A 25,572-nucleotide genomic window follows, 5' to 3' on the forward strand; every position below is an offset into this window, starting at 1 on the left:
GCCCTACTCGATGCCGAGCTTGGCCTTGACCAGGTCGTTGACCGCCTGCGGGTTGGCCTTGCCGCCCGTTGCCTTCATCACCTGGCCGACGAACCAGCCAGCCATCGTCGGCTTGGCGCGCGCCTGCTCGACCTTGTCGGGATTGGCTGCGATCACCTCGTCGACGGCCTTCTCGATGGCGCCGGTGTCGGTGACCTGCTTCATGCCGCGGCTCTCGACCAGCTGGCGCGGATCGCCGCCCTCGTTCCAGATGATCTCGAACAGATCCTTGGCGATCTTGCCGGAGATCGTGCCGTCCTTGATCAGGTCGATGACAGCACCAAGCTGATCGGGCGAAACCGGAGCGTTTTCAATGTCTTGGCCGGCCTTGTTCAGTTGCCCGAGCAGATCGTTGATGACCCAGTTGGCGGCGAGCTTGCCGTCGCGGCCGGCGGCCACCTTCTCGAAATAGTCGGCGATCGGCTTTTCCGAGACCAGGATCGAGGCATCATAGGTCGAGAGGCCGAGCGAGGCGATCAGCCGTGCCTTCTTGGCGTCGGGCAATTCCGGCAACTCCTTGGCCAGCGCATCGACATAGGCCTGGTCGAACTCGAGCGGCAGAAGATCCGGATCGGGGAAATAGCGGTAGTCGTGCGCCTCTTCCTTGGTGCGCATGGAGCGCGTCTCGCCCTTGACGGCATCGAACAGACGCGTCTCCTGGTCGATCTTGCCGCCATCCTCGAGGATGGCGATCTGCCGTCTTGCCTCATAGTCAATAGCCTGGCCGATGAAGCGGATCGAGTTGACGTTCTTGATCTCGCAGCGCGTGCCGAATTCGCCGCCGGGCTTGCGCACGGAGACATTGACGTCGGCGCGCATCGAGCCTTCGTCCATGTTGCCGTCGCAGGTGCCGAGATAGCGCACGATGGTACGCAGCTTGGTGACGTAGGCCTTGGCCTCGTCGGCGGAGCGCATGTCGGGCTTGGAGACGATTTCCATCAGCGCTACGCCCGAGCGGTTGAGATCGACATAGGACATGGTCGCATGCTGGTCGTGCATCGACTTGCCGGCATCCTGTTCCAGATGCAGGCGTTCGATGCCCACCTCGATGTCCTCGAATTCGCCCTGGCGGTCGGGACCGACGGAGACGATCACCGTGCCCTCGCCGACGATCGGCTGCTTGAACTGCGAGATCTGGTAGCCTTGGGGCAGATCGGGATAGAAATAATTCTTCCGGTCGAAGACCGACTTGTGGTTGATCTGCGCCTTCAGGCCGAGGCCGGTGCGGATCGCCTGCTTGACGCATTCCTCGTTGATGACGGGCAGCATGCCGGGCATCGCCGCATCGACCAGGCTGACATTGGCATTGGGGGCCGCGCCGAAAGTGGTCGAGGCGCCGGAAAACAGCTTTGCTTCCGAGGTCACTTGCGCATGGACCTCGAGGCCGATGATGATCTCCCAGTCACCGGTGGCGCCGGGAATCAGGCGTTTTGCGTCGGGCGTGCGGGTATCGATGAGTGTCATGGTAGCCTGCGCTTCTAGCTCGCGAATATTGCGATTTTCGCGAATTTGGGTGTTGGCCTTCGCTAGTGCAAACCGCCCGGCGAGACAAGCGCAAAGCCGCAGGTTGGCCTTTTCTGACCTGTTCGCCTATACTCCCATTCCAATGGAGAGTGGATGTCCACTTACGCTCAGTCCCGGTAAGGCCCTGACCATCTCGACCTGTTTCGAAAGCTGAAACGCAAGAAGGCGGTTTCGTCGTCGGGTGGCCGTCCCTACCGCATCACAAGGCGCGGACTTGAACTCGTCCGCTCCGAACTCGACAACAGGTAGCCTTGTGCCGCCGGCCGGAATATCGGCCGGCGTTTTCCTTCGCCGCTCAGGCGGTGGCGATGTAGGCGCGTATTTCCTCGGCCTCACGCTCGACATCCTCGATGCGGCGCTTGACCACGTCGCCGATGGATACGATGCCATCGAGCAGGCCGTCCTTTTCCACCGGCAGGTGACGGAAACGCCCCCTGGTCATGATCTCCATCACCTCGTTGACGGTGTGGTTCTCGTTGCAGATCTTCACCTTCGGCGTCATGGCCGAGCGCACGGGAATGTCGAGCGCTGCGGCACCTTCCCTGGCGACCACCCGCACGATGTCGCGTTCGGACAGGATGCCGACGATCTTGTGATCGCCGTTGGTGATGACCAACGCGCCGATCTTGTGTTCGGCCAGGATGCGGATGGCTTCGCTCAGCTTTTCGTTCGGCCCGAGCGTCAACACGTCATGGCCTTTTCTTTCCAGAATTGCCTTAACCGTCATGGCGTCCTCCTCTGCTTCGCCTGCCGGTCCCCTGCCCAGACCGGCTTCACGTAAGAGTGAACATGGTGCGCCGTGATCGGTTGCATTTCAAGTGCGGTCGAGGCTCTCCCATTCCGGCGCCTGCCATCCTCTGTCGAACCACCGCAGGCCGAAAAAACCCGCGATAAAGCCGCCGATGTGAGCTTCCCAGGCAATCTGGCCATCTGTTCCCGGCGCGAAGCCGAGAAGGCCGGTGGCGAGGTTGATGATCATCCACATGGCGAGGAAGATAACGACCCCGCGCGAGCGCAGCACGATCAAGATCGGCAGCACCGGGCCGGCGAAAGCAGCCTTGCCGGCCGAGCGGTCGGTGTGGAAGCCGAAACGCGCCGCGGCACCCATCATGCCCGATATGGCGCCGGAAGCGCCGACCAGCGGCGCCTCTCCGTACGGATGCATCGCCCAGAAGAGGCCCACGGAAGCCAGTCCGGTCACGGCAAAGAACAGTGCGAACCGGAGTGCGCCCAGACGATTGGCCAGCGGCGAGCCAAAAGCCGCGAGCCAGACCATGTTGATGGCGATATGGGCAAAACCTCCATGCATGAAGGCATAGGTGAAGGGCCGCGTGAACAGGAACCAGTCGAAGCCGTATTGTCCGGTGTAGAGGACGGGAATGAAGGCTCCGTCGTACAACAGCGTCATCTGCTGCGTGTCGTTCAGCACATACTGCTGCAGCAGAAAGACAGCCGCGCAGATGCCGATGATCGCGAGCACCACCGGCGGCAGGTTGAAAACCGGCTCGCGACGCCGTTCCGGCTCCAGGCCGGCCTGTTCCATTTCGGGGGGACTTTCGGGTTCGTTCATAAGCGCCAGCACTCGATCCAGGGAATTCAGTCGGGCGAGCATCTAGACCACTGGCAGCCAACTCACAAAGGGCGAATCGCCCCAGCGCGAATCAAAAAAGAAGCCGTCCAAGGTTTCCCTTGAACGGCCGGTCGAGCCCCCTGCTCCCCTAAAACTCTTGACTGAAGTGCTGCCGATCGTCGCGAAACGACCGCTTCTGGAGTGGTTTTGGTGTGCCACAGGGCTCGCCCGGGCGCAACGTAAACCACTTGTTAACCTTAACGGCCCCGACCCGTGAACAAGTGTTAACGACGCTGGCACGCTTCCTGCTCGGCAACGCATGTAGGTCATCGGAGGGCGCCCTTCTGTTCACCGATGGGACATCAGACGACAGAATGCGCGGAGCTGCATAGCATGAACCAGAACGGATCGATCACGCTGTTCCACTATTGGAACCGCCTGCGTGACGGACGCCCCGCTCCGAAGCGATCGGAGGTCGAGCCGGCCGACATCAAATCGCTGCTGGCCGATACGTTCATCCTGGAACGGGACACGCGCGGGCAACCCGTGTTCCGCCTGGCCGGCACCAGGCTGTGCGCCTGTTATGGCCGCGAACTCAAGGGGTTCTCGTTCCCGTCATTGTGGCGCGAAAAAGACCAGCGGCTGGTATCGCGGCTGATCCATGGCGTCTTCGACCAGAAATCGGTCGTGCTGATCGCCTTCGAGGGCTTTAGCCGCAACGGCCGCTCCAACAAGTTCGAATTGCTTGCCCTGCCGCTTGACGGCGGCGTCGAAAACCCGCGCTGCCTCGGCGTGATCAGCGCCGTGGAGAAGCCGTTCTGGCTGGGTGCGGATCCAATCACCGACGCATTGATCGATTCGATCCGCGTGATCGACCCGGAAAAGGAACTCCTCAACAACCGCCCGGCGATCAGCGTTCCCTCGCTCGTTCCAGACGAGATCGACACCCCCGAAACGATCTCGGAACTCGGCCGCGCGCGCCGCATCCGCCATCTCGTCGTGTTCGACGGCGGGCGCGAGGAATAGTTGACGATCTGCCGGTCCGACGGGCTCACTTTTCCCCTTTGTTAACCCGCTTTGTTGTAGTTCTGCGATGAAGTTCCCCGCATCGACGCGCGGAATGTCAAACGGGGTGTAGGCAGACATGAGGTCAGCGGCGGTCGACTACGCGCCGTCCCAAGCTGAAAGGCGTAACTTTCAGCGCGTCCGGGTCAAGATATACGGGCGCTTCATGCTGGAAGACCGAACCGAGCACCCTTGCCAGGTCGTCGACATGTCGCCCGGCAACGTCGCGTTTCGCACCGATCGCATCGGTATGCCCGGCGAAAAAGTCATTGCCTATATCGACCATATCGGCCGCATCGAAGGTGTCGTGACACGCACCCTGCAGGACGGCTTTGCGATGACGGTGATCGCGTCCGACCGCAAGAAGGACAAGCTTGCCGCGCAATTGACCTGGCTTGCCAACAAGCACGAGCTCGACCTGCCGGAAGACCGCCGCCACGAGCGCGTCGCGCCGCGCAATCCGACCAGCGTGCTGCAGCTCACCGACGGCCGCCAGTATCAGTGCCGGATCATCGACCTGTCGCTGTCGGGTGCGGCGGTCGAGATCGACGTCAAACCGGCGATCGGCGTCCAGGTCACGCTCGGCACTATGCGCGGGCAGATCGTTCGCCATTTCGAGGATGGCGTCGCCATCGAATTCGCCGTCATCCAGCGCCCCGAGACGCTCGATTCCGAATTCAACACACCGCGCGCCTGACCGGATCGGTCAGGTCAGGACGCCCCAATCGAACCGGCCCTTCGCGGCCGGTTTTTTGTCCAGTGCAACAGCGATCGAAATCCCGCCGGGCAGCTCAAAATCGCGGTTGTCGACAGCCTGCATATTCGAAGGCACCGGGCTCCGCAATCCAAACAATTCAATACTCAAATGATTCAAATTTTATGTTTATTCTACAGGCGTTTTACTTAATATCTACTTCGCGCCTTTGCGTCAAATAAATCCACCTGTGGCAATGTCTCCTTCGAACGGGGAGACTAGAAATGAAAAAAACGAGGGGCAAGCTATTGCTGCTGGCAATGGCGATGCAGCTTTCCGCTTGGGGATCAGCATATGCCGCGGGACCGGCCTATATGCACACCGGCGGCCGCACCACACAGCCTGTTGGCCATTATGAATTCTGCCAGCGCATTCCCGGCGAATGCAACGAGAAGACGCCCAAGGGAGCGCCCGTCGACCTGACCCGCAAGCTCTGGGCAACGATCATCAACATCAACAACTCGGTCAACACCCGCGTCAAGCCGCGCACCGACATGGAAAACTACGGTGTCGAGGAATACTGGGCCTATCCCGGCAATGGCTATGGCGATTGCGAGGACTACGCGCTGGAAAAGCGCCGCGAGCTGATGGATATCGGCGTGCCGGCCGGCGACCTGCTGATGACGGTCGCCCGCCAGCCAAATGGCGACGGCCATGCCGTGCTGACCGTGCGCACCAGCCTCGGCGAGTTCATTCTCGACAATCTGCAAACCAAGGTGCTGTACTGGACGGACACCGACTACACCTATCTGAAGCGCCAATCGACGGAGAATTCCGGCGTTTGGGTGACGATCAACGACGGCCGTTCCGACGCGGTCGCCAGCGTACGCTAAGGGCGCGCAGAGAACTGAGATCAAGCGCGTCGCACGAATGGGACGCGCTTTAAGGAGAAACCCGGTCGAGTCCCCACCCTCCCCGTCCCCAACGACCGGGTCATAGGAGCCGGCCCCGTCCCCGGGCCGGCTCCGCCATTTCTGGCGGTCGCTTGAGCAACCTATCACCTTGGCGGCCCTGAAGATCGACCGAGCCAATGGTGTCATCCCGCCCCACCTTTCCACGAGCAGCAGGTCGAGGCACTATACGCCGTTGACTTCGCCTTCTGGATCACGGTGATGTTGGAAGTCCCGGAAGATCGATGCGAGCGCCATCGTCTGTTCAAGGCGATCGACGACGCGTTCAAGGCCGGTGACTTCGATGGCCTTGGCAAAGCCCTGGGCGGCTCGCCGCGCTGGTTCGACGAACGCATGCCGTTTGAACTCGGCCTCGGGCACCCGCTGGAATATGCGATTTATTGGAGTTCGGTCGGCTTCATCTCGACGTTGCTGGATGCGGGCTCCGATCCGAATTATCAGGATCACGGTGGGTTTCCGGCAATCATTGCCGCGCTGTCCACCGACCGCACCGACCGACTGGAAATCGTCAGACTGTTGATCGACGGTGGCGCCGATCCCAACATGCGGGGCGTGAACGACTGGACACCGCTTCACTATTCAGTGGTCATTCGCAGCGCCGAAGCAATCCGCCTGCTTTTGGCGGCGGGCGCCGACCCGATGCTCGAAACCCGCATCGACAACTATACGACAGCCGTCGAGGAGGCCGACAATGCAGGCTTCGAAGCCGGTGCTTCATTGTTGCGTGATGCGATAGCCGGGCGCGGCTCTAGCGGACGGTAAATTGGGCTGCGATCGTCGGCAACACGGACAGGTAGGAATGCCCTCAAACCTTCTTCAGCCCCGCCTTGAAGCGTTTGCCGTTGGCGACGTAATGCGCGGCCGAGCCGCGCAACCTGGCGACCGCCGCGTCGTCCAGTACCCTGATCGCCTTGGCCGGTGAGCCGACGATCAGCGAATTGTCCGGGAATTCCTTGCCTTCGGTGACCAGCGCGCCGGCGCCGACCAGGCAATTGCTGCCGATCTTTGCTCCGTTCAGCACGATGGCGCCCATGCCGATCAGGCTGTTGTCGCCGATCGTGCAGCCATGCAGCATCGCCCGGTGGCCGATCGTGCAGCCTTCGCCGATGGTCAGCGGAAAGCCGGGATCGGCGTGCATGACCGTATGTTCCTGCACATTGGTGTCGGCGCCGATGACAACAGGCTCATTGTCGCCGCGGACGACGACGCCGAACCAGAACCCGGCATTGCGGCCGACCCTGACATTGCCGATCAGCGTCGCATCGGGTGCGATCCAGTTCGAGCCGGCTTCCACGAAGCTGGGCTCCGTTCCATCGATCGCATAGAGCGGCATTTTCGGCCTCCGAATCGCCTTCAGGCTGGAATGCCGGACCCTAGGAGACGGATCGTCCATGAGGCAATGGCAAGCACGACGATACCCAGCGCCAGGGACCAGGCAATCGCGGTGCAACCGCATGACAAGAGCGCCACTGTCGAAATGCGGTTCTGGCGCCGGGCATCCAGGGCATCGTTGATCAGCATGAAGGGCCCGGCGCCGGCGGTCGCCGCCAGCGAGCGCAGCACATGCGAGGGCGATACATAGGGTTCCGCGAAGGCGACCTTGCGGCCTGACACCAGCTCCATCGTCGAGCCGATCAGCCCGCAGACCGTCAGCCCGACGACAAAAGCGAACAGGAAGGGTTCCATATCAGTCATCTTAACCTTCCATTTACCATGAAATCGCACAGTCGTTTCAGCAAGGCTGCAAGAGCCGTGCCGAGCGATGTGTGCCGCCGAGGGACACCCAAGGCGCATGGCAAGCTGGATCCGAGGACCGAGATGAAGCAGGCAACGATCGCCGACGGCCCCGAACTCACCGTGGTCGATTCCGTGCTGATGAAGCGGGTGTTCTACGCCTTCGCGGCGCTGGCCTTGCTGTCGATCGCCATCAGCCTTGGCGGCAAATGGTTCGGCCACTCCATCGCCATGGCCGGCTATACGGACGATCCGACCATCCATCAGGTGGTGATCGGCAACAATGTCATTGCCGTCCCAGCCAACACCATCCGGTTCGCCCAGGCCCGGCGCGACGGCATCGCCTCGCGTCTCGACCTTTATCTTCGCTATCCGCAGATGGACGGCTTCAGTGCGGCGGCGAGCGACGACTTCAATCACACCGGAACAGCCAAGAACATCATTTTCCTGTCCTTCGAACAGCAGATGATGTCGCGCGACATGAGCGGCCGGTTCGCGCCGATCTACAGTGCGCTGATCGTCCAGCCCGGCATTCCCGGGCCAGGCGGCACGACGGTCTATGGCTTCAACGAGAAGTCAGGGTACCTGAACGAGGTGCTGGTCGTCGGCAAGCGGGAGGGCAAGGACCCTTTCGTGGCGCGATGCCTGAGCGGGCCGAGCGCCGGCGAATCGCTGGCGCCCTGCGAGCGAGACATCCACGTCGGCGAGGATCTCAGCCTCACCTATCGTTTTCCGAAAGAGTTTCTCGATGATTGGCAGGCGCTCGACGCGGCAATGACGGACGAGGCCGCGCGAATCCTGAAAACCGGGCACTGACGGACAGGTGCCGAGGCCGGCCGCGCTCGACGCGGCCCGCCGTGAAACAATGCTGGCTCAGGCCAGATCGATGTCGAGGATCGCCATCGAGAAATTGTAGTCGCCGTCGTCCTCATCCTTGAAGACGATGCCGAGGAACTCTTCACCGACATAGACTTCGGCCGAATCCTCTTTGCGCGGCCGTGCCTTGACCACAAGCTTGGGGTTCTGGAAGACGCGCTTGAAATAGGCGTCCAGCTTTCTGATTTCGTCCGGCTTCAACAGTCTTCTCCGATCATCGGGCTTGCTGGTTTGAAGGGCGCTTCTGGCACGTCGACAATGGCGATGTAAAGGCAAGCCGGCTGTATTGCACCGGAAGCCGCAGCGCCGCAGGGCAATCGCGATCACGCCAGGCAGCGCGCCGGCGTGGAAAATCAGATGTCGAAGCTGACCACCTGGTCCATCGTCTGCGACGGCAGCAACTGGTCCATCTGGCGCGAAGGCTGATCGCAGCCGGTCTCGCCGACGACACGGGCCGGCACGCCGGCAACGGTCTTGTTGTGCGGCACCGGTGACAGCACCACCGAGCCGGCGGCGATCTTGGAGCAGTGGCCGATCTCGATGTTGCCGAGGATCTTGGCGCCGGCGCCGATCAGCACGCCACGGCGGATCTTGGGGTGGCGGTCGCCGCCGGCCTTGCCGGTGCCGCCCAGCGTCACGCCGTGCAGGATCGACACATCGTCCTCGATGACCGCGGTCTCGCCGACGACGAGGCCGGTGGCGTGATCGATGAAGATGCCCATGCCGATGCGCGCGGCCGGGTTGATGTCGGTTTGGAAGACCGAGGAAGAGCGGCTCTGCAGGTAGAGCGCGAAATCCTTGCGGCCCTGGTTCCACAGCCAATGCGCCAGCCGATGGGTCTGGATGGCGTGAAAGCCCTTGAAATAGAGAACCGGCATGATGAACCGGTCGCAGGCCGGGTCGCGATCATAATAGGCCTGGATGTCGACGCGCACCGTGGTCGGCCAGCCCTTGTCGTCGGCCAGCATCGATTTGAAGGTCTGGCGGATGAGGTCGGAGCCGATATCCTGATGGGCGAGCCGCTCGGCGATCCGGTGGATCACGGCCTCTTCCAGGCTCTCCTGATTGAGGATCGTCGAATAGAGGAAGGCGGCAAGCAGCGGATCACGGTTGACCGCTTCCATCGCTTCGTCACGGATCGAACGCCAGATCGGATCGACCGGCTGCAACGCGCTGTGGCGGGAAATGCTGATGCTGTTCATCGACGTCTTGTCCTGCGTCCTGCTAGCTTGCCTGTGGTGCTGCCTGCTATCTGGCCGCACATATAGGCCAGATCATAGCACGATTGAACTCAATTTTCCTTAGTGCTCTGTCAAATGGATTTGGTTCGCAGGAATTCAAGCAGCCATGGAAAACGAACCCTTGATCGACAATGCAGTGAAAACCGAACTTTCGGCGCTCTACCAGGCCGAGGATCGCCACTATCACAACCTTGCCCATATCGAGGCGATGCTGGCGCTGGCTGGCGACTATCGGGGGCTGCTCGGCGACCCCCAGGCTGTCGAGGCGGCGATCTGGTTCCACGACGCCATCTACGACAGCAAGGCCAAGGACAACGAGGCCAAAAGCGCGGCGCTTGCCGAAAAATGGCTCGCGGGCCGCATCGATGCCGGGCGCATGAGCCGCATCAGCGCGATGATCCTGGCCACCGCAACGCATGAACTGCCCCGGTTCGACGACGCGACGGCGACGCGGGATGCCAGCCTCTTCCTGGACATGGATCTGTCGATCCTGGGCGCCGAGCCGGATGCCTTCGATGCCTATGAGCGCGCGGTTCGCCGCGAATATCACTGGGTCGAGGAGCCTATGTGGCGTGCCGGCCGCGGCGCGGTGCTGACGAGTTTCCTTGCCCGTCCGCATATCTTCCACACGGAGGAATTTCGCCGGCGTTTCGAGCCGCAGGCCAGGCTGAACATGGCGCGGTCGCTGGAGGCGCTGCAGAAGCCTGCGTGATCGGTCCCCCTGACGCCCTTGCGTGGGCCACCTTACGTGGTTCGTGCCACCGGGATCGTATCGAACAGAGCCCCGAGAAACGCCTGGACAAGCGAGCGCTGGGCATTGGTCTTGCGGTAGGCGACCCGGTGGATGGAACTGAACGTGTAGGCCCTCGGCCTGATCGCTGTGCGTGCTCGCAAAGTCGGTTCAAGGCGCAAGGGGCCGAGACTGGGCCCAGCACTGGCGCGCAGCTTCAAAGCGGATTTTCGGCGTAGAACTCCAGCACGCGCTGCTTGAAGGTCTTGTCCCCGACCGCCAGCATGTGGTCCCTGCCCTCGATGTGAAAAGCCCTGGCGTTCGGCATCAGGGCGGCAAGCTCGTCCGGGGAACCGCCAATGTCGTCGGTGGTGCCGACGGCGATCAGCGTCGGTTGGGCGATGCGGGCAATATCGTCCTCGCTCAACAACTCCCGCGATTTGACAATGCAGGCGGCAAGCGCCCGGCGGTCGCTGCGGGTCTGGTCGGCGAAGGCACGAAACGAGCGGCCGCGCGGATGCGTGGTCGTGGCCGGATCGTCGGCAAGAAGGGCCGCGGCGATCGGATCCCAGTCGCCGACACCGTCGATCATGCCGATGCCGAGGCCGCCGAAGACCAGCGTCGCCACCTTGTCGGGATCGGACAGCGCCAGGAACGCCGCGATACGCGCGCCCATCGAATAACCCATCACGTGCGCACGTCCGATGCCGAGATGATCCAGCAGGGCGGCCGCGTCGGAGGCCATGGCGTCGGGCGTGTAGTCTGCCTCCTGATAGCTTTTGGACGACGAGCCGTGGCCGCGATTGTCGAAGGCGATGGCGCGGTAACCGGCATCGTTGAGCGTCTTGAACCAGCCGGGCGACACCCAATTGACATAATGGCTCGAAGCGAAGCCGTGGATCATCAGCACGGGATCGCCCTCGCCCGATGCCGGCTGGCGGTCGAGGAAGGCAAGATCGAACCCGTCATGTGAAAAATACTGCATCAGCGATCCCGCCTGCGTATTCAACCGCCGCCGCTGGGCGCATCGCCCTTGTCGGCCGGCGGCATGCCAGGCCCCGATGCGGTGCCGATCGCCGGATGGCGCAAAAGATCGCCGTCCGCGATACCGTCCCGGGCGGCCGTGCCGGCCTTGAGTTCGAGCACGAAGCGGACCGGCTCGCCGGGCGACACGATCGCCTCGGATTGCGGCTCGCCTTCCTCGATCGCCCGGATCCTGCCGTCCTGGCCGACAAAGATCAGGTCGAGCGGCATCGGCGTGTTCTTCATCCAGAAATTGACCTCGCGGGTCTCGTCGAAGACGAACAGCATGCCGTGATCGTCGGCCATGTCCTCGCGGAACATCAGGCCGGCCTCCCGCTCTGCCTCGTTATCGGCGACTTCGATCGAAAAGGAGCGTTCGCCGCTTTTCGTGACCGCGACCAGCGGTGTCGGATCGACAGGAAGGACCATCGCCCGGCCTTCGGCCGCGCTGGGTACCTGAAAATAGAAGAAAGCGCCTGCGGCGATGATGACGGCAGCAACGGCGCAGATCACGCCCGCCGTCAGCCAGTTCCTATGAGCCATTCGAATTCCTCGGCCGGGTCGCCTAATGCGAGACCGGCAAGGTACCCATATCGGGGTGAATTTCGGCGGCCATAAGGCCTTTGTCACCGCGCCCGAAACGGACCAGCACGACCTGTCCGGGCCGAAGCTCGGTGATGCCGTAGCGGCGCAAGGTCTCCATATGGACGAAAATGTCCTCGGTACCCTCGCCGCGGGTCAGGAAGCCAAATCCCTTGGTGCGGTTGAACCATTTGACCAAGGCACGTTCGAGCCCGCTCTCCGGCGTCACCGAGACATGGGTGCGCTGCTCCTGCATTTCCGCGGGATGGACGGCGGTGGTGACATCCATGGACAGCACGCGGAAGGCCTGCAGGCCGCGCTCGCCCTGCTTGACAAGACAGACCACGCGCGCGCCTTCCAAGGCTGTCTGGAAACCGTCCCGTCGAAGACATGTCACATGGAGGAGGATATCGCCCGAGATACCGTCATCCGGAAGGATGAACCCGTACCCCTTGGCCACATCGAACCACTTGATGGCGCCGGCTATTTCGACGAGGTCGGCGGCATCGCCGCCTTCGTCGCGCGTCAAGGCGTCGCCAAGGGTATCGGCCCGCCCCGTCAAAGAGGCCTTTTCCCCCATAAGAATGCCCCCTCTTTTCAAGAACACCGCAACTGATTCTTGATACCAGATTAACACCGGCGCTTCCCGTGTGTGCAAGACCTGACGTGCCTTTTTTCACGGTTCATTGCGGGAATACCGTATTTGTTCTTTGCCGGCATCTCCGCGGCCCGACGATTGCCCTTTGAGCGACCCGACCCTATGTTGCGCCGCAACCCAACAAATCGAGGAAAACACATGCGCTATCTGCACACCATGGTCCGCGTCGCCGATGTCGATGCCTCGCTCGATTTCTACTGCAACAAGCTCGGCCTGAAGGAAGTGCGCCGCTATGAAAACGAGCAGGGCCGCTACACGCTGATCTTCCTCGCCGCGCCGGAAGACGAGCAAAGCGGCATCAACGAGAAGGCACCGCTGGTTGAACTCACCTACAATTGGGATTCGGAGGACTACAAGGGCGGGCGCAATTTCGGCCACCTCGCCTATGAGGTCGACGACATCTATGCCACCTGCCAGCGGCTGATGGACAGCGGCGTCACCATCAACCGGCCGCCGCGTGACGGCAACATGGCCTTCGTCAGGTCACCCGACGGCATTTCCATCGAGCTTTTGCAGAAAGGTCCGGCCAAGGCCAAGGCCGAGCCCTGGGCTTCGATGGCGAACACCGGAAGCTGGTAAGCTTCCAACCGTGCCGGACGAATATTGCCCGGCCTCTGGCGTTCGGCAACGCAGCGCCTATCTGTCCGATGTCGCGCCGGCTTTGAGAACGCCGGCGCCTTGTCTTGCCAATGGGCGCCCGCCCGCGGAGAAGCCAGTCATGCCGTCCAGCCATGCCGACGTCGCCACCGAACATGCCAGCCGCTATTTGCAGCAATTGTGCAAGCACTGGGCGCACAAATTCCCGGTCGAGTTCGATCCCACCCATGGCACGATCGATCTCTCGCTCGGCCGCACCACAATGGATGCCGATGCAAGTGCGCTGCACATCGCGGTATCGACTGACGAAGCAGGCTCGCTCGAGCGCCTGGAAAGCGTTGTTGCCGATCATATCAAGCGCTTTGCCTTCCGCGAAGAGTTGAGTTTCGACTGGAAGCGGGCTCCGGCGGCGTAATCCTAGTTCTTGCCGGCCTTACCGGCCATTTCCAGCAACGCCAGCACCGAGCGCCAGTTGCGCGCGGTGCAAGGCACCTTCAGAACGCGCGGAATGAGGTTGGCAAATACCGATTTGCCGAGCCCGTCCGGCGCGCTGAGATAGAGCACGTCTCCCTTGACTTCGAAGCGCTCGGGGCCGGTGCACTTTTCGGCGAGCCGCGCCACCTCTTCGGCGGTCGGCTCGCGCTCCAGCGCATAGGCATGGAGCTTGGTGTGGTCAGCGGCCGCTTCCGGATAGGGATTTTCGTTCACCAGCCGTTCGAACCAGGAGAGATCGCGCACCATGATGCGCGAATGAAAACCCCATTTCTTCTCGAAGGCCGCCTCGATCTGCTTTGCGAGCGTGGCGGCATCGCCCTTCCCGGCCCGGAACACGGCATTGCCGCTCTGCACATAGGTGGCGACGTCGGAAAAGCCGAGATCCTCGAAGAACGTCCGCAACTCCGCCATCTTGACGATGCGGTTGCCGCCGACATTGATCCCGGAAAACAGGGCGACGAAGGTTTTTGCGCTCAAATGATGAACCCCGCCAACGTCTCGTTGTCGGTGATGTCCTGATACTGGACGCCCTCGGCCTCGAAATTCGCCTTCAGCAGATCGAAATTGCGGCGATCCTTGGTTTCGATGCCGATCAGAACCGAGCCGAAATTGCGCGCCGACTTCTTCAGATATTCGAAGCGCGCGATGTCGTCGTCCGGACCCAGCAGTTCGAGGAAGTCGCGCAGCGCGCCCGGCCGCTGCGGAAAGCGGATGATGAAGTATTTCTTCAATCCCTCGAAGCGCAGCGCCCGCTCCTTGACGTCCGGCAGCCGCTCGAAATCGAAATTGCCGCCCGAGACGACCGCGACAATGGTCTTGCCCCGGATCTCCTTCCTGGAAAAGTCCTTCAGCGCATCGATCGCCAGCGCGCCGGCCGGCTCCAGCACGACGCCTTCGACATTGAGCATTTCGATCATGGTGGCGCAGAGCCGGTTTTCCGGGATGAGCCGCACCGTGTCGGCTGCGAACTCCTTGAGATGCCGCAGCGGTTCGCGGCCGATCTCGGCGACCGCGGCGCCGTCGACGAAATTGTCGACCTTGGCGAGCTTCAGCCGTTTTCCCGCCGCAAGGCTCTCGCGCAGGCTGGGCGCCCCGGCCGGCTCGCAGAAGACGAACCGCGCCTCCCGGCCCTGATCGGCGAAGTAGTGCGTCACCCCGGCGGCCAGGCCCCCGCCGCCGACCGGCAGCATGACGATGTCGGGCATGCGCGCGCCCGGCATCTGGTCCGCGATCTCATAAGCGACCGTCGCCTGTCCCTCGATGATGTCCTTGTGATCGAAGGGCGGCACCATGTGGGCGCCGGAACTTTCGGTGAATTCGAAGGCGGCGCGGTAGCAGTCGTCGAAGAAGTCGCCGACCAGCCTGATCTCGACGAAGTCGCCGCCGAACAGCCTGGTCTTGTCGATCTTCTGCTGCGGGGTGGTCACAGGCATGAACACCACGCCCTTCCTGCCGAAATGGCGGCAGACGAACGCGAAGCCCTGCGCATGGTTGCCCGCGGAAGCGCAGACGAACAGTTCGGCCTGGTTGCCGGCGGCAAGCGCCTTTCGGAAGAAGTTGAAAGCGCCACGGATCTTGTAGGACCGCACGGGGCTCAGATCCTCGCGCTTCAGCAGCACCCGCGCGCCGGTCTTTTTCGACAGATAGTCATTCTCCTGCAGCGGCGTCTCCGGAAAAATCTGACGGATCGCGGCAGCAGCGGTGGCGACTCGCGAGGAAAAGCTGGTCATGGCAAGATCATCCCGGACCGCCCGCAGGCGAGTTAGACACAACCCTATTGCACATCCGGCAGGGCAAGACCATTGTCAGATTGGCGTCGCGCCAATTGCAACATATTCCTGTCATAATTGCAGTCACTTGAAAGCGTTTGTTGATGTCCTCTGCAAACGGTGCGGGCGCGCATCGTCGGTGCCGCTCGCGGCATCCGGCCGAGGCTCCGGGGTGCTGGCCTTGCGCGGCGTTCCAGCCCTCCCGCCGCCGCGTTGGCTTTCGCGCAACAGTCGGAGGGCCGTCGCCGGACGCCGATGAGATTTCGGCTGGACACGACTTACTTCCGCCGCACTTTGGCCTGCTGGGGAGATATCGCGGAGGGTGGACGGCCCTTGTTTGGGCCCGGTGGAATTTTGACGTGGAATTTTGACGTGCATTTGAAGACGATTTGCATTCTTGCGCTTGCCTTGCTGGTGGCAGGCTGCGGCGGCCGCCAAACCGAGGAACTGCTCGGTAGCGCGGTCATGGCCGTACCGGTGACGGAAATCGCCGGCAACCACTCGATCTTCATCGCCACGACGCGCAAGAAATCCGATGATCCAAACAAGGTCTTCGATGGCGAACGCTCGGCGACGCTGAACTACGCGCGCGTCAACGTCACCGTGCCAGGCGTCCACCAGACCGGCCAGATCGAGCGGCGCTCGCGCGGCAAATCGAACGATCCGACCAAGTATTTCATGGCCTCCGAGGTCGTCGGCTACGACACCCAGCCGAAATTCTCCAGCGCGCTCAACGCCGACATCGCCGCGCGCGGCGGCCGCGTCATGGTCTTCGTCCATGGCTACAACACCGGCTTCGACGATGCCGTCTACCGCCTGACCCAGATCGTCCATGATTCCGGTTATCCCGGCACGCCGGTGCTGTTCTCCTGGGCCTCGGGCGCCAAGACCACCGACTATGTCTACGACAAGGAAAGTGCCAGTGCCGCCCGCGACCAGCTCGAAGTGACCTTGCGCATGCTGCAGCAGTCCGGCGCACGGCGTATCGACATTGTCGCGCATTCGATGGGAACCTGGGTGACCATGGAAACGCTGCGCCAGATGGCCATCAGCGGCGACCGCGACCTCGGCGGCAAGCTCGGCGACGTTGTGCTTGCCTCGCCCGACATCGATGTCGACGTGTTCAAGAGCCAGATGCGCCGCTACGGCAAGCCGGACAAGCCGTTCATCCTGCTTTTGTCGGACGACGACCGGGCGCTCAGGCTCTCCGGCCTGATCGCCGGTGCGCGCCCACGCGTCGGCGACTACAAGGACGCCGCCGATCTTGCCTCCTATGGCGTGACGGTGGTCGACCTCTCCAAGGTCAAGGGCAGCGACAGCTTCAACCATACGAAATTCGCCGACAATCCGGCCCTGGTAAAGATGATCGGCCAGCGGCTGCGCGAGGATGACGGCTTTGCCAGCGACCGCGACGTGACCGACCGCATCAGCCTGCTTGGACAATAGATGCGGCGCAGCGGATTTCGCCGTGCCCGTTCACCATTGCCGAGCCATCAATCCACTTTGAACTGGACCGCGCCGGCCTCTGGCCTTATCGGGATAGTCAGCGACGTCATGCGTCTGACGTCCCCCTCAACGGGAGCCGGCGTGTGACTGTGCGTTTGAAGGGTTTGCTCGTCGTCGCATTTGCGCTCGCCATCGCCGGCTGCGCGGGCCCTACGCATGACCTCCTCAACAAGACCACCGTCGCCGCGCCAGCTTCGGACATCGCGGCTACGCATGAGATTTTCGTTGCAACGACGCGCCAGAGGGCAACGAAAGATCCGCGGCAGGTGTTCGACGGTGATCGTTCTCTGACCACCAGCTACGCCCGCGTCGACGTCACCGTTCCGAGAAGTCATCAGGTCGGCGCCATCGAGCGGGTTAAGGGGTCGGCCAACAGCAATCCGGCGAAGGATTTCACCGCCAAAAACGTCACCTACTATGAGGGCGCTCCGCAATTCGCCAAAGCGGTCGGCGCCGACATCGCCATGCGCGGCGACCGCGCGCTGGTTTTCGTGCACGGGTTCAACAACGGGTTCGACGACGGCATCTACCGGCTGACGCAGATCGCCCACGACACGAAATATCCGGGCACGCCAGTGCTGTTTTCCTGGGCCTCGAGCGCCAAGACCACGGGCTATATCTACGACAAGGACAGCTCAACCGCCGCCCGTGACGATCTCGAGGCGACGCTCAGGATGCTCGCCAAGACCCGAGTCAAGAGCATCGACATCATCGCGCATTCGATGGGAACCTGGCTGACGATGGAGGCGCTGCGCCAGCTTGCCATCACCGGCGACCGCGATCTCGGCGGCAAGCTCGGTTACGTCATTCTGGCTTCGCCGGACATCGATGTCGACGTGTTCAAGAAGCAGATGATCCGCTATGGCAAGCCAGACAAGCCGTTTGCCGTGCTGCTTTCAGGCGATGACCGGGCGCTCAAATTGTCTTCATTCATCTCCGGCGACAAACCGCGTGTCGGCGACTACGGCAACGCGGCCGATCTCGCCAGCTACGGCGTGGCCGTGGTCGACCTGACCAAGACCAAGGGCGGCGACGGTGGCCTCAACCACGCGAAGTTTGCCGACAACCCGTTCCTGGTGCAATTGCTCGGTGACCGGCTGCGTACGCCGGCTGGCCTGGCTGCCGATGAGCCCGCCCAGCTTGCCAATATCGGCCAAGGCCTAGGCAAGGCCGTCGGCTCCGCCGCCGAAGTCATCATCACGACACCGTTCAAGGTGCTGACCATCGCTACCGGCGGTTAAGCAGGCCACCGGCGGCTGATCTAGACGAAAAGATCGACCTTCTGGAACGTCGTGACGTCGATCAGGCCGACGTCGGAGATCCTGAGCTCCGGAATGACGACCAGCGCCAGCAGCGAGTGCTGCATGTAGGCGTTGTTCAGGGAACAGCCCATCTTGCGCATCGCCTCGGTCAGCTTGTCCGCCTTGGCGGCGACGATCTCGGCCCGCTCGTCCGACATCAGGCCGGCGATCGGCATTTCGACCAGCGCCAGTTCCTTGCCCTTGGAGAACAGCACGACCCCGCCGCCGACCTCGCCCAGCCGGTTGACCGCCAGCGCCATGTCCTGCTTGTTGGTGCCGACGCAGATGATGTGGTGGGCGTCATGCGCCACGCTGGAAGCCATGGCGCAGTCACCCATATAGCCGAAGCCGGAGACGAAGGCGTTGGTGACGCCGCCGGTGCCCCTGTGCCGCTCGACCAGCGCGATCTGGCAGATGTCGTTGCGGCGATCCATGGCGACCAGCCCGTCCTCGACTGGAAGATCGGCCTCCAGCGCCCGCGTCGGCGCCTGGTTCTCGATGACGCCGATGACCCGCACCCGCACCTCGTTGGCGCCCTTGGGCGCCGCGATATCGAAATCGCCGGCCTTCAGCTTCTTGCCCAACTTGACGGTGTTCTTCGCCGTCTTCGGATAGTCATAGGCGGGAATATCGATGTCGAGCTTGCCACCCTTGGCCAGCCTGACGCCGCGCGCATAGACCTCGTCGATGGTCATCGCGGCGAGATCGGAGACGATCAGCAGGTCGCCCAATCGCCCCGGCGCGATCGAGCCGATCTCGCGCTCCAGCCTGAAATGCTGGGCGGTGTTGATCGTCGCCATCTGGATCGCCGTCACCGGCTTCAGCCCTTGGCTGATGGCGTGGCGCACCACCCTGTCCATGTGGCCTTCGTGAACCAGCGTGCCGGAATGGCTGTCGTCGGTGCACAGGATGAAATTGCGCGGATCGATGCCGCCTTCGGTCACCGCCTTGATCTGCGAGGCGACATCGTACCAGGCCGAGCCCAGCCGCAGCATCGCCTTCATGCCCTGACGCACGCGGGCGATAGCGTCCTCGGCGCGCGTGCCTTCATGGTCGTCTTCGGGGCCGCCGGCGACATAGCCGTGGAACGGCAGGCCGAGATCGCGCGAGGCATAATGCCCGCCGACCGTCTTGCCTGCATGAACTGTCGCCGCGATCTCGCCCGACATCACCGGATCGTTGGCCACGACACCAGGGAAATTCATCACTTCGCCGAGCCCGATGATGTTTTCCCAGCTCATCGCTTCCGCTACATCGGCGACCGTCAGTTCGGCGCCGGCATGTTCGAGCCCCGGCGCCGAGGGCACGCAGGACGGCATCTGGACATGCACGTTGACAGGCATCGCCACCGCCTCGTCATGCATCAGCCGCACGCCGGGCAGGCCCAGCACATTGGCGATCTCGTGCGGGTCGATGAACATCGAGGTGGTGCCGTGCGGGATGACGGCGCGGCAAAACTCGGTCACCGTCACCATGCCGCTCTCGACATGCATGTGCGCATCGCAGAGCCCGGGCACCAGATAGCGCCCGCCGGCGTCGACCACCTTGGTGCCCTGGCCGATCGCGTGGCTGGCATTCGGTCCGCAATAGGCGAAGCGGCCGCCGGCAATCGCGATGTCGGTGCCGGCGATGATCTCGCCGGAATGAACATTTACCCAGCGGCCGTTGCGGATGACGAGATCGGCGGGCTTGCGACCCATGGCGACGTCGACGAGATGGGTCGCCATCTCGGTCCAGGGCTTGGGTTTCGTCGCATGCGCCGCCGGCTTCTTTGCCATGAAGGAACTCCTGTTTGCGCGACTGTGCCAATCCTGCCTGGTTTTGACCAGCGCCAAACCGCGGATAGGGTGAGGCCTACGCAGCCTTCACCACGGCTATCGCGCCCGCCGGCCGAAATCCATTCCGCGAGGCGATGGAGTTCGCCGGTCGCGGGGCTTCGGCTTGCCACCGCAGGGGTGCGGCAGGCGGCATAGGAAATCTGATTCCGTTTTGCGGCAAATCAGGTTACGTTGCCCGCAAGTATTTTTCTGGCTCTTCGTCCGGGGAGTTCGATGTACCGCCTGATCGTCGCAAGTGCCGGTCTTCTTGCAGCCCTGTCCGTGCCGGCTTTGGCAGCCGACCCGGCAGTCGATGTGCCGATGACCGCGCCCGGCTTCGACTGGACCGGCTACTATGCCGGTATGCAGGCGGGTTATGGCTGGGGCCAATCCGATATCTCCGGAACCGACGGCGGACCGTTTTCCGTCTCGCCCGACATCGACGGCGGCTTCGTCGGCGGCCACGTCGCCGGGCTGTGGCAATTCGACCAGGCGGTGATCGGCGCCGAGGCCGACCTCAACTATTCCTCCGTCGACGGGACGGCCGACCTAGGCGCGGGAAACACGTTCGGTACCGACGTCAAGTGGTTCGGGTCGGTCAATGCAAAGGCCGGCTATGCCATGGACCGCGTGCTTGTCTATGGCATAGGCGGCGTCGCCTTCGCCGGCATCGAAACCTCGCAAGCCGCGGGCGCCGCCTTCTCCGAAACACGTACGAATGTCGGCTGGACCGTGGGCGCCGGCGTCGACTATGCGTTGACCGACAAATTCGTCGTCGGCGCGCAGTATCGCTACTACGATTTCGGCTCGGAGCACTTTGATGGATCCAACGGCTTCACCGACCGCGACCAAGATACGAAGCTGAACACCGTCGGCGTCAATCTGAGCTACAAGTTCTGAACATCGCCAATATCGGTCGGCGAACGACCGATATGGCGTGATTGGCAATTGCGATGAGAGGGGCGGCCGGCGCCCCCAGTGGGCGGGGGAATGGGTTGGGCCTGGTAGACGCCGGCCTCGGTGGATCAAGTCCGCCGTGCAAACACCCTACGCATTGCGCGCGGCGCGCTAAATTCCGCGATCACACCAGTATCGTTACGCCCCTTCCTCTGGGATGAGCGGCGTTCGGACTGCCAAGAACACGACTTGACGGCCTGCGTCTGGCGTCTGAAAAGGGCTGGCCTGCGGACGTGGCGGAATTGGTAGACGCAAGGGACTTAAAATCCCTCGATCTCTGATCGTACGGGTTCGATTCCCGTCGTCCGCACCATAACGTCGGCCGTTTTCTCTTGGAGCATACCGACCGCCAACAACGTTTGTTGGGACGGCTCTCGTTACCGAGTTTGCATCTGCAGTCATCGTTCTGCTTGTCGTGCTGCTTTTCACCCATGCAGCCCGGGACCTCCAAAGCTAGGCTGGGGCTCTCGACTTTCCCGGCATGGCCCGGCTGTTGTCTCCCCGAAGGAAAAGCAGCCGGGCCGCTTAACAGGCATTAGACCGGGGGACCAAGGTCCAGCTTGTGACAGGCCTCCAGTAGGCGCAATGTCACTGATGAACCCGACGGCCAAGGGCCTGGATCGCGATAGTGGCGGCTCAGGCCCTTCGTCTTTCAAGCGCGATATTTGGGAAATAGAAAACCTCCGCCCACTTCACAGCAGCGCCAGAAGCTCCCTGCTCCCATTAGAATCCGCCGCAAAAACGCCGCTTACCTAGCGGTTGCCGAATGTGTTTTCCTCGAAGACAGCTGAGAGGTCGATCTCGTCATGAAACGGAGCGTCAGGATCGAGCGCAAGCCAAGACGCATGAGATCGAAGCTCCCTGAGACGGGCATTCTTGGCGAGACGGGCTTCGCGTTCAGCCTCGAACGGCAGAGTAGCCTTTTCACCAGGGCCCATATGCACTCTCGATTGGCGCCATATCCCTGTTTGAACGCTCGCGCCTGAATTAGGTTGCTTTCGAGCCAGCCGGCGCCATCGGGTTCAGCTTCAGATGCTGGATCAGAATAATCGTCTTGGCATCGATAATGCGGCCATCGGCAATGCCGGCCAGCGCTTCGTCGAGCGGCATTTCCAGGACTTCGATGTCCTCGCCTTCTTCGGCCGCGCCGCCGCCCGCCGAGATGCGATCGGCGGGTGAATAGCGGGCGATGAAGAACCAGAGCCGCTCGGTGACGCTGCCGGGGCTCATATACGGCGAAAACAGCCGCTCGATATCCTTCAGCCGGTAACCGAGCTCTTCCTCGGCCTCCTTGCGGATGGCGGTCTCGGGATCGTTTTCGTCGAGCAGGCCGGCGCAGGCCTCGATCAGCGGTTCACGGTGGCCGGTGACGTAGGCCGGATAGCGGAACTGGCGCACCAGGAGCACGGTCGAACGCTGAGGGTCGTAGGGCAGGATCACCGCGCCGTCGCCGCGATCATAGGTCTGGCGGATCTGCGTCTCCCACTGCCCGTCACGCCGGCGATAGTCGAGCACGGTCTTCTTCAGGACCGCCCAGTCGTCAGACAGAACCTCTTCCGAGCGGATGCGAACGCGATCTTCCATGGGATACCTCGGTGCTTGCTGGCGGATGCAGGCGTAGCCGCGAACCGGCGCCGGCGCAATCGGACCAGCGATTGGTCCAGTGCGCTTCACTGTCTCGTGTGTGGTATGGAAGAGATCCGCTGCCTAAATAGCGCATTCCCCTCCCGGAGTTTTCTTCATGACGACATCGCTTTTCCAGCCGATCACGCTCGACGGGCTGACCTTCCCCAACCGCATAGCGGTGGCGCCGATGTGCCAGTATTCCGCCGAGGATGGATCGGCCAGCGACTGGCATCTCTACCACTGGATGAACCTTGCCATGTCCGGCGCCGGCATGGTCACGGTGGAGATGACCGATGTCGAGCGGCGCGGGCGCATCACCCATGGCTGCCTCGGCCTCTATTCCGAGGACAATGAAGCCGCCGCGCGGCGGACGCTGGACGCCGCCAGGCGGGTGGCCGCTCCCGGCACGAAATTCGGCACGCAGCTTGCCCATGCCGGCCGCAAGGCCTCGAACCGCAAGCCCTGGGAGGGTGGCGGCCCGCTGCAGCCAGACGAGGATCCCTGGCAGACCGTCTCGGCCTCGGCCATCGCCTACGACAGCGGGTGGAACGTGCCGCACGCCCTGGAGGACGAGGAGATCCTGCAACTCATCGAGCGGTTCGCCGAGGCCGCGAGGCGGGCCGAACGCGCCGGCTTCGACTTCATCGAGCTGCACGCCGCGCATGGCTACCTGATCTTCCAGTTCCTGTCGCCGCTGTCCAACCAGCGCACGGACCGCTGGGGCGGCTCGCTGGAAAACCGGATGCGTCTTGTCGTGGAAATCGCCAGGGCGGTGAGGCGAGCGGTGCCGAAGCTGATGCTCGGCACACGGCTGTCGGTGAAGGACTGGGTCGATGGCGGCTTCGACGTCGAGGACGCGATCGAGGTGGCGAAAGCCCTGAAGGCCGAGGGTGTCGCTTATCTCTGCTGCTCCAGCGGCGGCAATTCGCCATTGCAGAAATTGCCCAGCGGCCCCGGCTACCAGGTGCACCTGGCGGAAGCCGTGCGCAGGGGCGCCGGTATCCCGACCCGCGCGGTCGGCTTGATCGACGATCCGAAGCAGGCCGAGACAATTATCGCCGAGGGCCGCGCCGACATGGTGGCGCTGGCGCGTGCCTTCCTCGCCGACCCGCGCTGGGGATGGCGTGCGGCCGCCACGTTCAGCGAAAAGATCCATCCGGCGCCGCAGCTCGCCCGCTCGGTGACGACGATGGAACATTGGATGAAAGCGGTGGGCTGACTGGCCCGTTTTCCTGAAACCGGCGCTCTCCTGCCCGCGATCCTGGGCAGTTCGCCCGCTTCAATTCCGGCCGCAACCTGTTACGTTGGGTAAGGCTGCGGCGGGCGCGGCCGGGCTTGGGGAGGACATCATGTCGATGAGGGCATTCTTGCCGGCAACTGCGTTCGTGGCTGCGGCCGGGCTTTGGCTTAACGCGTCGACGCCGGCCGGCGCGCAATATTGCGAAGGTACTGTGCACGGCCTGTCCGGCCGCTACAATCTGGCGACGGGCAGCGGTTTTCTCGCCGTGCGGACGCGGCCAAACTCGTCGTCGCGGATGATCGGGCAGCTGTTCAATGGCGATCACACCGAGATCTTCGATCGGCGCGGCAATTGGTACCGGGTCGAAATCGGCGGCACGACCGGATGGGCGAACGCGCGCTGGCTGCGCAACGATTGCGGCTACTGAGGTGGCCGCGCATGTCGCCCAAAACTGGATCCGGTTTTGGGACACGTGATTTTGGGACATGCAGGACATGCACAAGACGAAGACTGAAGCGTGTCGCAAGCGCGACGCGACTTTTGGGCGCAGGCTGAAGGCCATTTTTGCAACCAAATTGGCTGCTTTGCGTTGCGGCCATGATGGACAACAAACCTTTTGAAACGCCCGTCGTGGTCGAGTTGGGCCATGTCGGCAAATATCGGCAAATCCGCAGCGCCCAGGAGGCGGCGGAATGCCTGATGACGGTGTGGCCGCTCAATCGCGGCCCGCGCCATCGTGATGCCCTCGACACTTGCCTCAAAGTGCTGGAAGGTTATCGTTCGACAGCGGATGCGCGTCGAGCACTGATCGAGGCCGCAAGGGAATCGGAAGTGCTGGTGCCAGACGACAGACTGTCCGACGACCGGCTGCATTGAGCAGGCGGACTTTCAACCGGAGATTTTCATGGCGAAGCTGACTTACAAGATCGTCGAACATGACGGCGGCTGGGCTTACAAGGTCGGCGCTACTTTCTCGGAGACGTTTCCCACGCATCAGGACGCGTTGCGCGCAGCCGAAATCGCTTCAGCCGAGCAACAGGTGGCGGGCTCCACGGACGGCATCCAATATGAGGATGCCGAGGGCAAATGGCACGAGGAACTGGCTGATGGCCGCGATCGGCCGCAGACCGAGGTCTCCGACTGATTTCGCAGCCTATTGATATGCAATCTTAAGCCTGATCGCCTGATCGTCGCGCGCCGGCCGCGGACGTAAGGAGAGAAAAACGTCCCGCGGCCAGCACGGGGCCCCGGCTGGCTATTTGCCGCAGTACTGGTCGTTGATGTTGCCCTGGGCATTGGCATCTGGACCAGGGGTATTGAAGGCGCAGGGTCCAGTGTTGCCGTAGGTGTTCAGCCCGGAACCGTCCGCATTGATGCTTCCGGTCGTGGTCCGGTCAACGCTCGAGGAGTCTTCGTTGCCCCAGAGCCAGTTGTGGTGAAGCCAATCTTGTTCGTTGGAATAGGTGCCGTCCGACGACTGCGCCATGGCAGATGTGGCGAGACCGATCGTCAGAACGGACGCTGCGAGAAGTTTCTTGTACATTGGATCACTCCGTT

Annotated in this window: 31 protein-coding genes, 1 tRNA gene and 1 pseudogene; 17 read left to right on the plus strand and 16 right to left on the minus strand. The window is 62.6% G+C overall.

Annotated features, from left to right (window positions below; genetic code table 11):
• Positions 1-3: 3 nt before the first annotated feature.
• The gene (gene gatB, locus AC0NIH_RS22870) at positions 4-1,503 is read right to left on the minus strand and encodes an Asp-tRNA(Asn)/Glu-tRNA(Gln) amidotransferase subunit GatB (RefSeq protein WP_023776208.1); all 1,500 of its coding nucleotides are present in this window, start codon (positions 1,501-1,503) and stop codon (positions 4-6) included.
• Between the two features lie 192 nt (positions 1,504-1,695).
• Here gatB and AC0NIH_RS22875 point away from each other — a divergent pair.
• Positions 1,696-1,812 (plus strand): annotated as a pseudogene (locus AC0NIH_RS22875) (YjhX family toxin); the annotation flags it as partial.
• A gap of 46 nt (positions 1,813-1,858) precedes the next feature.
• On the opposite strand, the gene AC0NIH_RS22880 reads toward AC0NIH_RS22875, so the two are convergent.
• Both AC0NIH_RS22880 and AC0NIH_RS22885 read right to left on the minus strand, forming a co-directional pair.
• Entirely contained in the window at positions 1,859-2,290 is a 432-nt protein-coding gene (locus tag AC0NIH_RS22880) for a CBS domain-containing protein (RefSeq protein WP_023764287.1), read from the minus strand.
• Between the two features lie 87 nt (positions 2,291-2,377).
• Positions 2,378-3,133, minus strand: coding sequence for a rhomboid family intramembrane serine protease (locus tag AC0NIH_RS22885; RefSeq protein ID WP_473465770.1), 756 nt, complete (start codon positions 3,131-3,133; stop codon positions 2,378-2,380).
• Positions 3,134-3,526: 393 nt separating this feature from the next.
• Between AC0NIH_RS22885 and AC0NIH_RS22890 the strand changes: the two genes are divergently transcribed.
• The 4 genes from AC0NIH_RS22890 (at position 3,527) to AC0NIH_RS22905 (ending at position 6,625) form a co-directional block, all read left to right on the plus strand.
• Positions 3,527-4,159 (plus strand): PAS domain-containing protein, encoded by a 633-nt coding sequence (locus AC0NIH_RS22890; RefSeq protein WP_023764285.1) that lies wholly within the window; start codon positions 3,527-3,529, stop codon positions 4,157-4,159.
• Between the two features lie 118 nt (positions 4,160-4,277).
• A complete protein-coding gene (locus AC0NIH_RS22895; RefSeq protein ID WP_013895776.1) occupies positions 4,278-4,895 on the plus strand; it encodes a PilZ domain-containing protein in 618 nt (205 codons plus the stop codon).
• A gap of 281 nt (positions 4,896-5,176) precedes the next feature.
• Positions 5,177-5,785: a transglutaminase-like cysteine peptidase gene (locus AC0NIH_RS22900; RefSeq protein WP_473465773.1), complete on the plus strand. Its 609-nt coding sequence runs from the start codon at positions 5,177-5,179 to the stop codon at positions 5,783-5,785.
• Positions 5,786-6,064: 279 nt separating this feature from the next.
• On the plus strand, positions 6,065-6,625 hold the full coding sequence (locus AC0NIH_RS22905) for an ankyrin repeat domain-containing protein (RefSeq protein ID WP_473465776.1): 561 nt from the start codon (positions 6,065-6,067) through the stop codon (positions 6,623-6,625).
• 43 nt (positions 6,626-6,668) lie between these two features.
• Here the strand turns inward: AC0NIH_RS22905 and AC0NIH_RS22910 are convergent, their stop codons facing one another.
• Both AC0NIH_RS22910 and AC0NIH_RS22915 read right to left on the minus strand, forming a co-directional pair.
• Entirely contained in the window at positions 6,669-7,196 is a 528-nt protein-coding gene (locus tag AC0NIH_RS22910; RefSeq protein WP_473465779.1) for a gamma carbonic anhydrase family protein, read from the minus strand.
• A 20-nt stretch (positions 7,197-7,216) separates the two neighbouring features.
• Positions 7,217-7,558: a DUF6949 family protein gene (locus AC0NIH_RS22915; protein WP_473465782.1), complete on the minus strand. Its 342-nt coding sequence runs from the start codon at positions 7,556-7,558 to the stop codon at positions 7,217-7,219.
• A 123-nt stretch (positions 7,559-7,681) separates the two neighbouring features.
• Here AC0NIH_RS22915 and AC0NIH_RS22920 point away from each other — a divergent pair, with 123 nt between their 5' ends.
• Positions 7,682-8,413 carry a hypothetical protein gene (locus tag AC0NIH_RS22920; RefSeq protein ID WP_013895781.1) on the plus strand — a complete coding sequence of 244 codons (732 nt, stop codon included), beginning with the start codon at positions 7,682-7,684 and terminating at the stop codon, positions 8,411-8,413.
• Positions 8,414-8,470: 57 nt separating this feature from the next.
• Here AC0NIH_RS22920 and AC0NIH_RS22925 read toward each other — a convergent pair whose 3' ends face one another.
• A complete protein-coding gene (locus AC0NIH_RS22925; RefSeq protein WP_023764279.1) occupies positions 8,471-8,674 on the minus strand; it encodes a DUF3126 family protein in 204 nt (67 codons plus the stop codon).
• Positions 8,675-8,826: 152 nt separating this feature from the next.
• Positions 8,827-9,675: a serine O-acetyltransferase gene (gene cysE, locus AC0NIH_RS22930; protein WP_013895783.1), complete on the minus strand. Its 849-nt coding sequence runs from the start codon at positions 9,673-9,675 to the stop codon at positions 8,827-8,829.
• Positions 9,676-9,820: 145 nt separating this feature from the next.
• Here cysE and AC0NIH_RS22935 point away from each other — a divergent pair, with 145 nt between their 5' ends.
• On the plus strand, positions 9,821-10,426 hold the full coding sequence (locus tag AC0NIH_RS22935; protein ID WP_473465786.1) for an HD domain-containing protein: 606 nt from the start codon (positions 9,821-9,823) through the stop codon (positions 10,424-10,426).
• Between the two features lie 32 nt (positions 10,427-10,458).
• Here AC0NIH_RS22935 and AC0NIH_RS22940 read toward each other — a convergent pair whose 3' ends face one another.
• The 4 genes from AC0NIH_RS22940 to AC0NIH_RS22955 are packed head-to-tail and all read right to left on the minus strand — an operon-like array spanning position 10,459 to position 12,629.
• On the minus strand, positions 10,459-10,608 hold the full coding sequence (locus AC0NIH_RS22940; protein WP_473465788.1) for a hypothetical protein: 150 nt from the start codon (positions 10,606-10,608) through the stop codon (positions 10,459-10,461).
• A gap of 53 nt (positions 10,609-10,661) precedes the next feature.
• The gene (locus AC0NIH_RS22945; RefSeq protein WP_023764276.1) at positions 10,662-11,429 is read right to left on the minus strand and encodes an alpha/beta fold hydrolase; all 768 of its coding nucleotides are present in this window, start codon (positions 11,427-11,429) and stop codon (positions 10,662-10,664) included.
• Positions 11,430-11,449: 20 nt separating this feature from the next.
• On the minus strand, positions 11,450-12,010 hold the full coding sequence (locus AC0NIH_RS22950) for a DUF192 domain-containing protein (protein ID WP_224686774.1): 561 nt from the start codon (positions 12,008-12,010) through the stop codon (positions 11,450-11,452).
• A gap of 22 nt (positions 12,011-12,032) precedes the next feature.
• The gene (locus AC0NIH_RS22955; RefSeq protein ID WP_013895787.1) at positions 12,033-12,629 is read right to left on the minus strand and encodes a cold-shock protein; all 597 of its coding nucleotides are present in this window, start codon (positions 12,627-12,629) and stop codon (positions 12,033-12,035) included.
• A gap of 216 nt (positions 12,630-12,845) precedes the next feature.
• Between AC0NIH_RS22955 and gloA the strand changes: the two genes are divergently transcribed.
• Positions 12,846-13,286, plus strand: coding sequence for a lactoylglutathione lyase (gene gloA / locus AC0NIH_RS22960; protein WP_023764274.1), 441 nt, complete (start codon positions 12,846-12,848; stop codon positions 13,284-13,286).
• A gap of 139 nt (positions 13,287-13,425) precedes the next feature.
• Positions 13,426-13,719 (plus strand): DUF2218 domain-containing protein, encoded by a 294-nt coding sequence (locus AC0NIH_RS22965; RefSeq protein ID WP_013895789.1) that lies wholly within the window; start codon positions 13,426-13,428, stop codon positions 13,717-13,719.
• 2 nt (positions 13,720-13,721) lie between these two features.
• On the opposite strand, the gene AC0NIH_RS22970 is transcribed toward AC0NIH_RS22965, so the two are convergent.
• On the minus strand, positions 13,722-14,276 hold the full coding sequence (locus AC0NIH_RS22970; protein ID WP_473465792.1) for a DUF1697 domain-containing protein: 555 nt from the start codon (positions 14,274-14,276) through the stop codon (positions 13,722-13,724).
• Entirely contained in the window at positions 14,273-15,529 is a 1,257-nt protein-coding gene (ilvA, locus tag AC0NIH_RS22975) for a threonine ammonia-lyase IlvA (RefSeq protein ID WP_140780359.1), read from the minus strand. Before ilvA ends, AC0NIH_RS22970 begins: the two co-directional genes overlap by 4 nt.
• A gap of 411 nt (positions 15,530-15,940) precedes the next feature.
• On the opposite strand from ilvA, the gene AC0NIH_RS22980 reads away from it, so the two are divergent.
• Positions 15,941-17,014: an alpha/beta hydrolase gene (locus AC0NIH_RS22980; RefSeq protein ID WP_031257478.1), complete on the plus strand. Its 1,074-nt coding sequence runs from the start codon at positions 15,941-15,943 to the stop codon at positions 17,012-17,014.
• A gap of 143 nt (positions 17,015-17,157) precedes the next feature.
• A complete protein-coding gene (locus AC0NIH_RS22985) occupies positions 17,158-18,315 on the plus strand; it encodes an alpha/beta hydrolase (RefSeq protein ID WP_352711891.1) in 1,158 nt (385 codons plus the stop codon).
• 20 nt (positions 18,316-18,335) lie between these two features.
• Here AC0NIH_RS22985 and ade read toward each other — a convergent pair whose 3' ends face one another.
• Positions 18,336-20,153, minus strand: a complete 1,818-nt coding sequence (gene ade / locus AC0NIH_RS22990; protein ID WP_473465796.1) for an adenine deaminase — start codon at positions 20,151-20,153, stop codon at positions 18,336-18,338.
• A 273-nt stretch (positions 20,154-20,426) separates the two neighbouring features.
• Between ade and AC0NIH_RS22995 the strand changes: the two genes are divergently transcribed.
• The gene (locus tag AC0NIH_RS22995) at positions 20,427-21,092 is read left to right on the plus strand and encodes an outer membrane protein (RefSeq protein WP_023764267.1); all 666 of its coding nucleotides are present in this window, start codon (positions 20,427-20,429) and stop codon (positions 21,090-21,092) included.
• Positions 21,093-21,376: 284 nt separating this feature from the next.
• Positions 21,377-21,462 (plus strand) — tRNA-Leu (locus AC0NIH_RS23000).
• A gap of 674 nt (positions 21,463-22,136) precedes the next feature.
• Here the strand turns inward: AC0NIH_RS23000 and AC0NIH_RS23005 are convergent.
• Positions 22,137-22,733, minus strand: a complete 597-nt coding sequence (locus AC0NIH_RS23005) for an NUDIX domain-containing protein (protein WP_023764235.1) — start codon at positions 22,731-22,733, stop codon at positions 22,137-22,139.
• A gap of 157 nt (positions 22,734-22,890) precedes the next feature.
• On the opposite strand from AC0NIH_RS23005, the gene AC0NIH_RS23010 reads away from it, so the two are divergent.
• The 4 genes from AC0NIH_RS23010 (at position 22,891) to AC0NIH_RS23025 (ending at position 25,159) form a co-directional block, all read left to right on the plus strand.
• On the plus strand, positions 22,891-23,994 hold the full coding sequence (locus AC0NIH_RS23010) for an NADH:flavin oxidoreductase/NADH oxidase (protein ID WP_473465800.1): 1,104 nt from the start codon (positions 22,891-22,893) through the stop codon (positions 23,992-23,994).
• 130 nt (positions 23,995-24,124) lie between these two features.
• Positions 24,125-24,442: an SH3 domain-containing protein gene (locus AC0NIH_RS23015; RefSeq protein WP_473465803.1), complete on the plus strand. Its 318-nt coding sequence runs from the start codon at positions 24,125-24,127 to the stop codon at positions 24,440-24,442.
• 170 nt (positions 24,443-24,612) lie between these two features.
• Complete coding sequence (locus AC0NIH_RS23020) at positions 24,613-24,891, plus strand: DUF982 domain-containing protein (RefSeq protein WP_013895801.1); 279 nt, start codon at positions 24,613-24,615, stop codon at positions 24,889-24,891.
• 28 nt (positions 24,892-24,919) lie between these two features.
• Positions 24,920-25,159: a DUF2188 domain-containing protein gene (locus AC0NIH_RS23025; RefSeq protein ID WP_013895802.1), complete on the plus strand. Its 240-nt coding sequence runs from the start codon at positions 24,920-24,922 to the stop codon at positions 25,157-25,159.
• Between the two features lie 111 nt (positions 25,160-25,270).
• Here the strand turns inward: AC0NIH_RS23025 and AC0NIH_RS23030 are convergent, their stop codons facing one another.
• Positions 25,271-25,558 carry a hypothetical protein gene (locus AC0NIH_RS23030; RefSeq protein ID WP_023776229.1) on the minus strand — a complete coding sequence of 96 codons (288 nt, stop codon included), beginning with the start codon at positions 25,556-25,558 and terminating at the stop codon, positions 25,271-25,273.
• Positions 25,559-25,572 lie beyond the last annotated feature (14 nt).

Source organism: Mesorhizobium sp. WSM1386, from assembly GCF_055901595.1.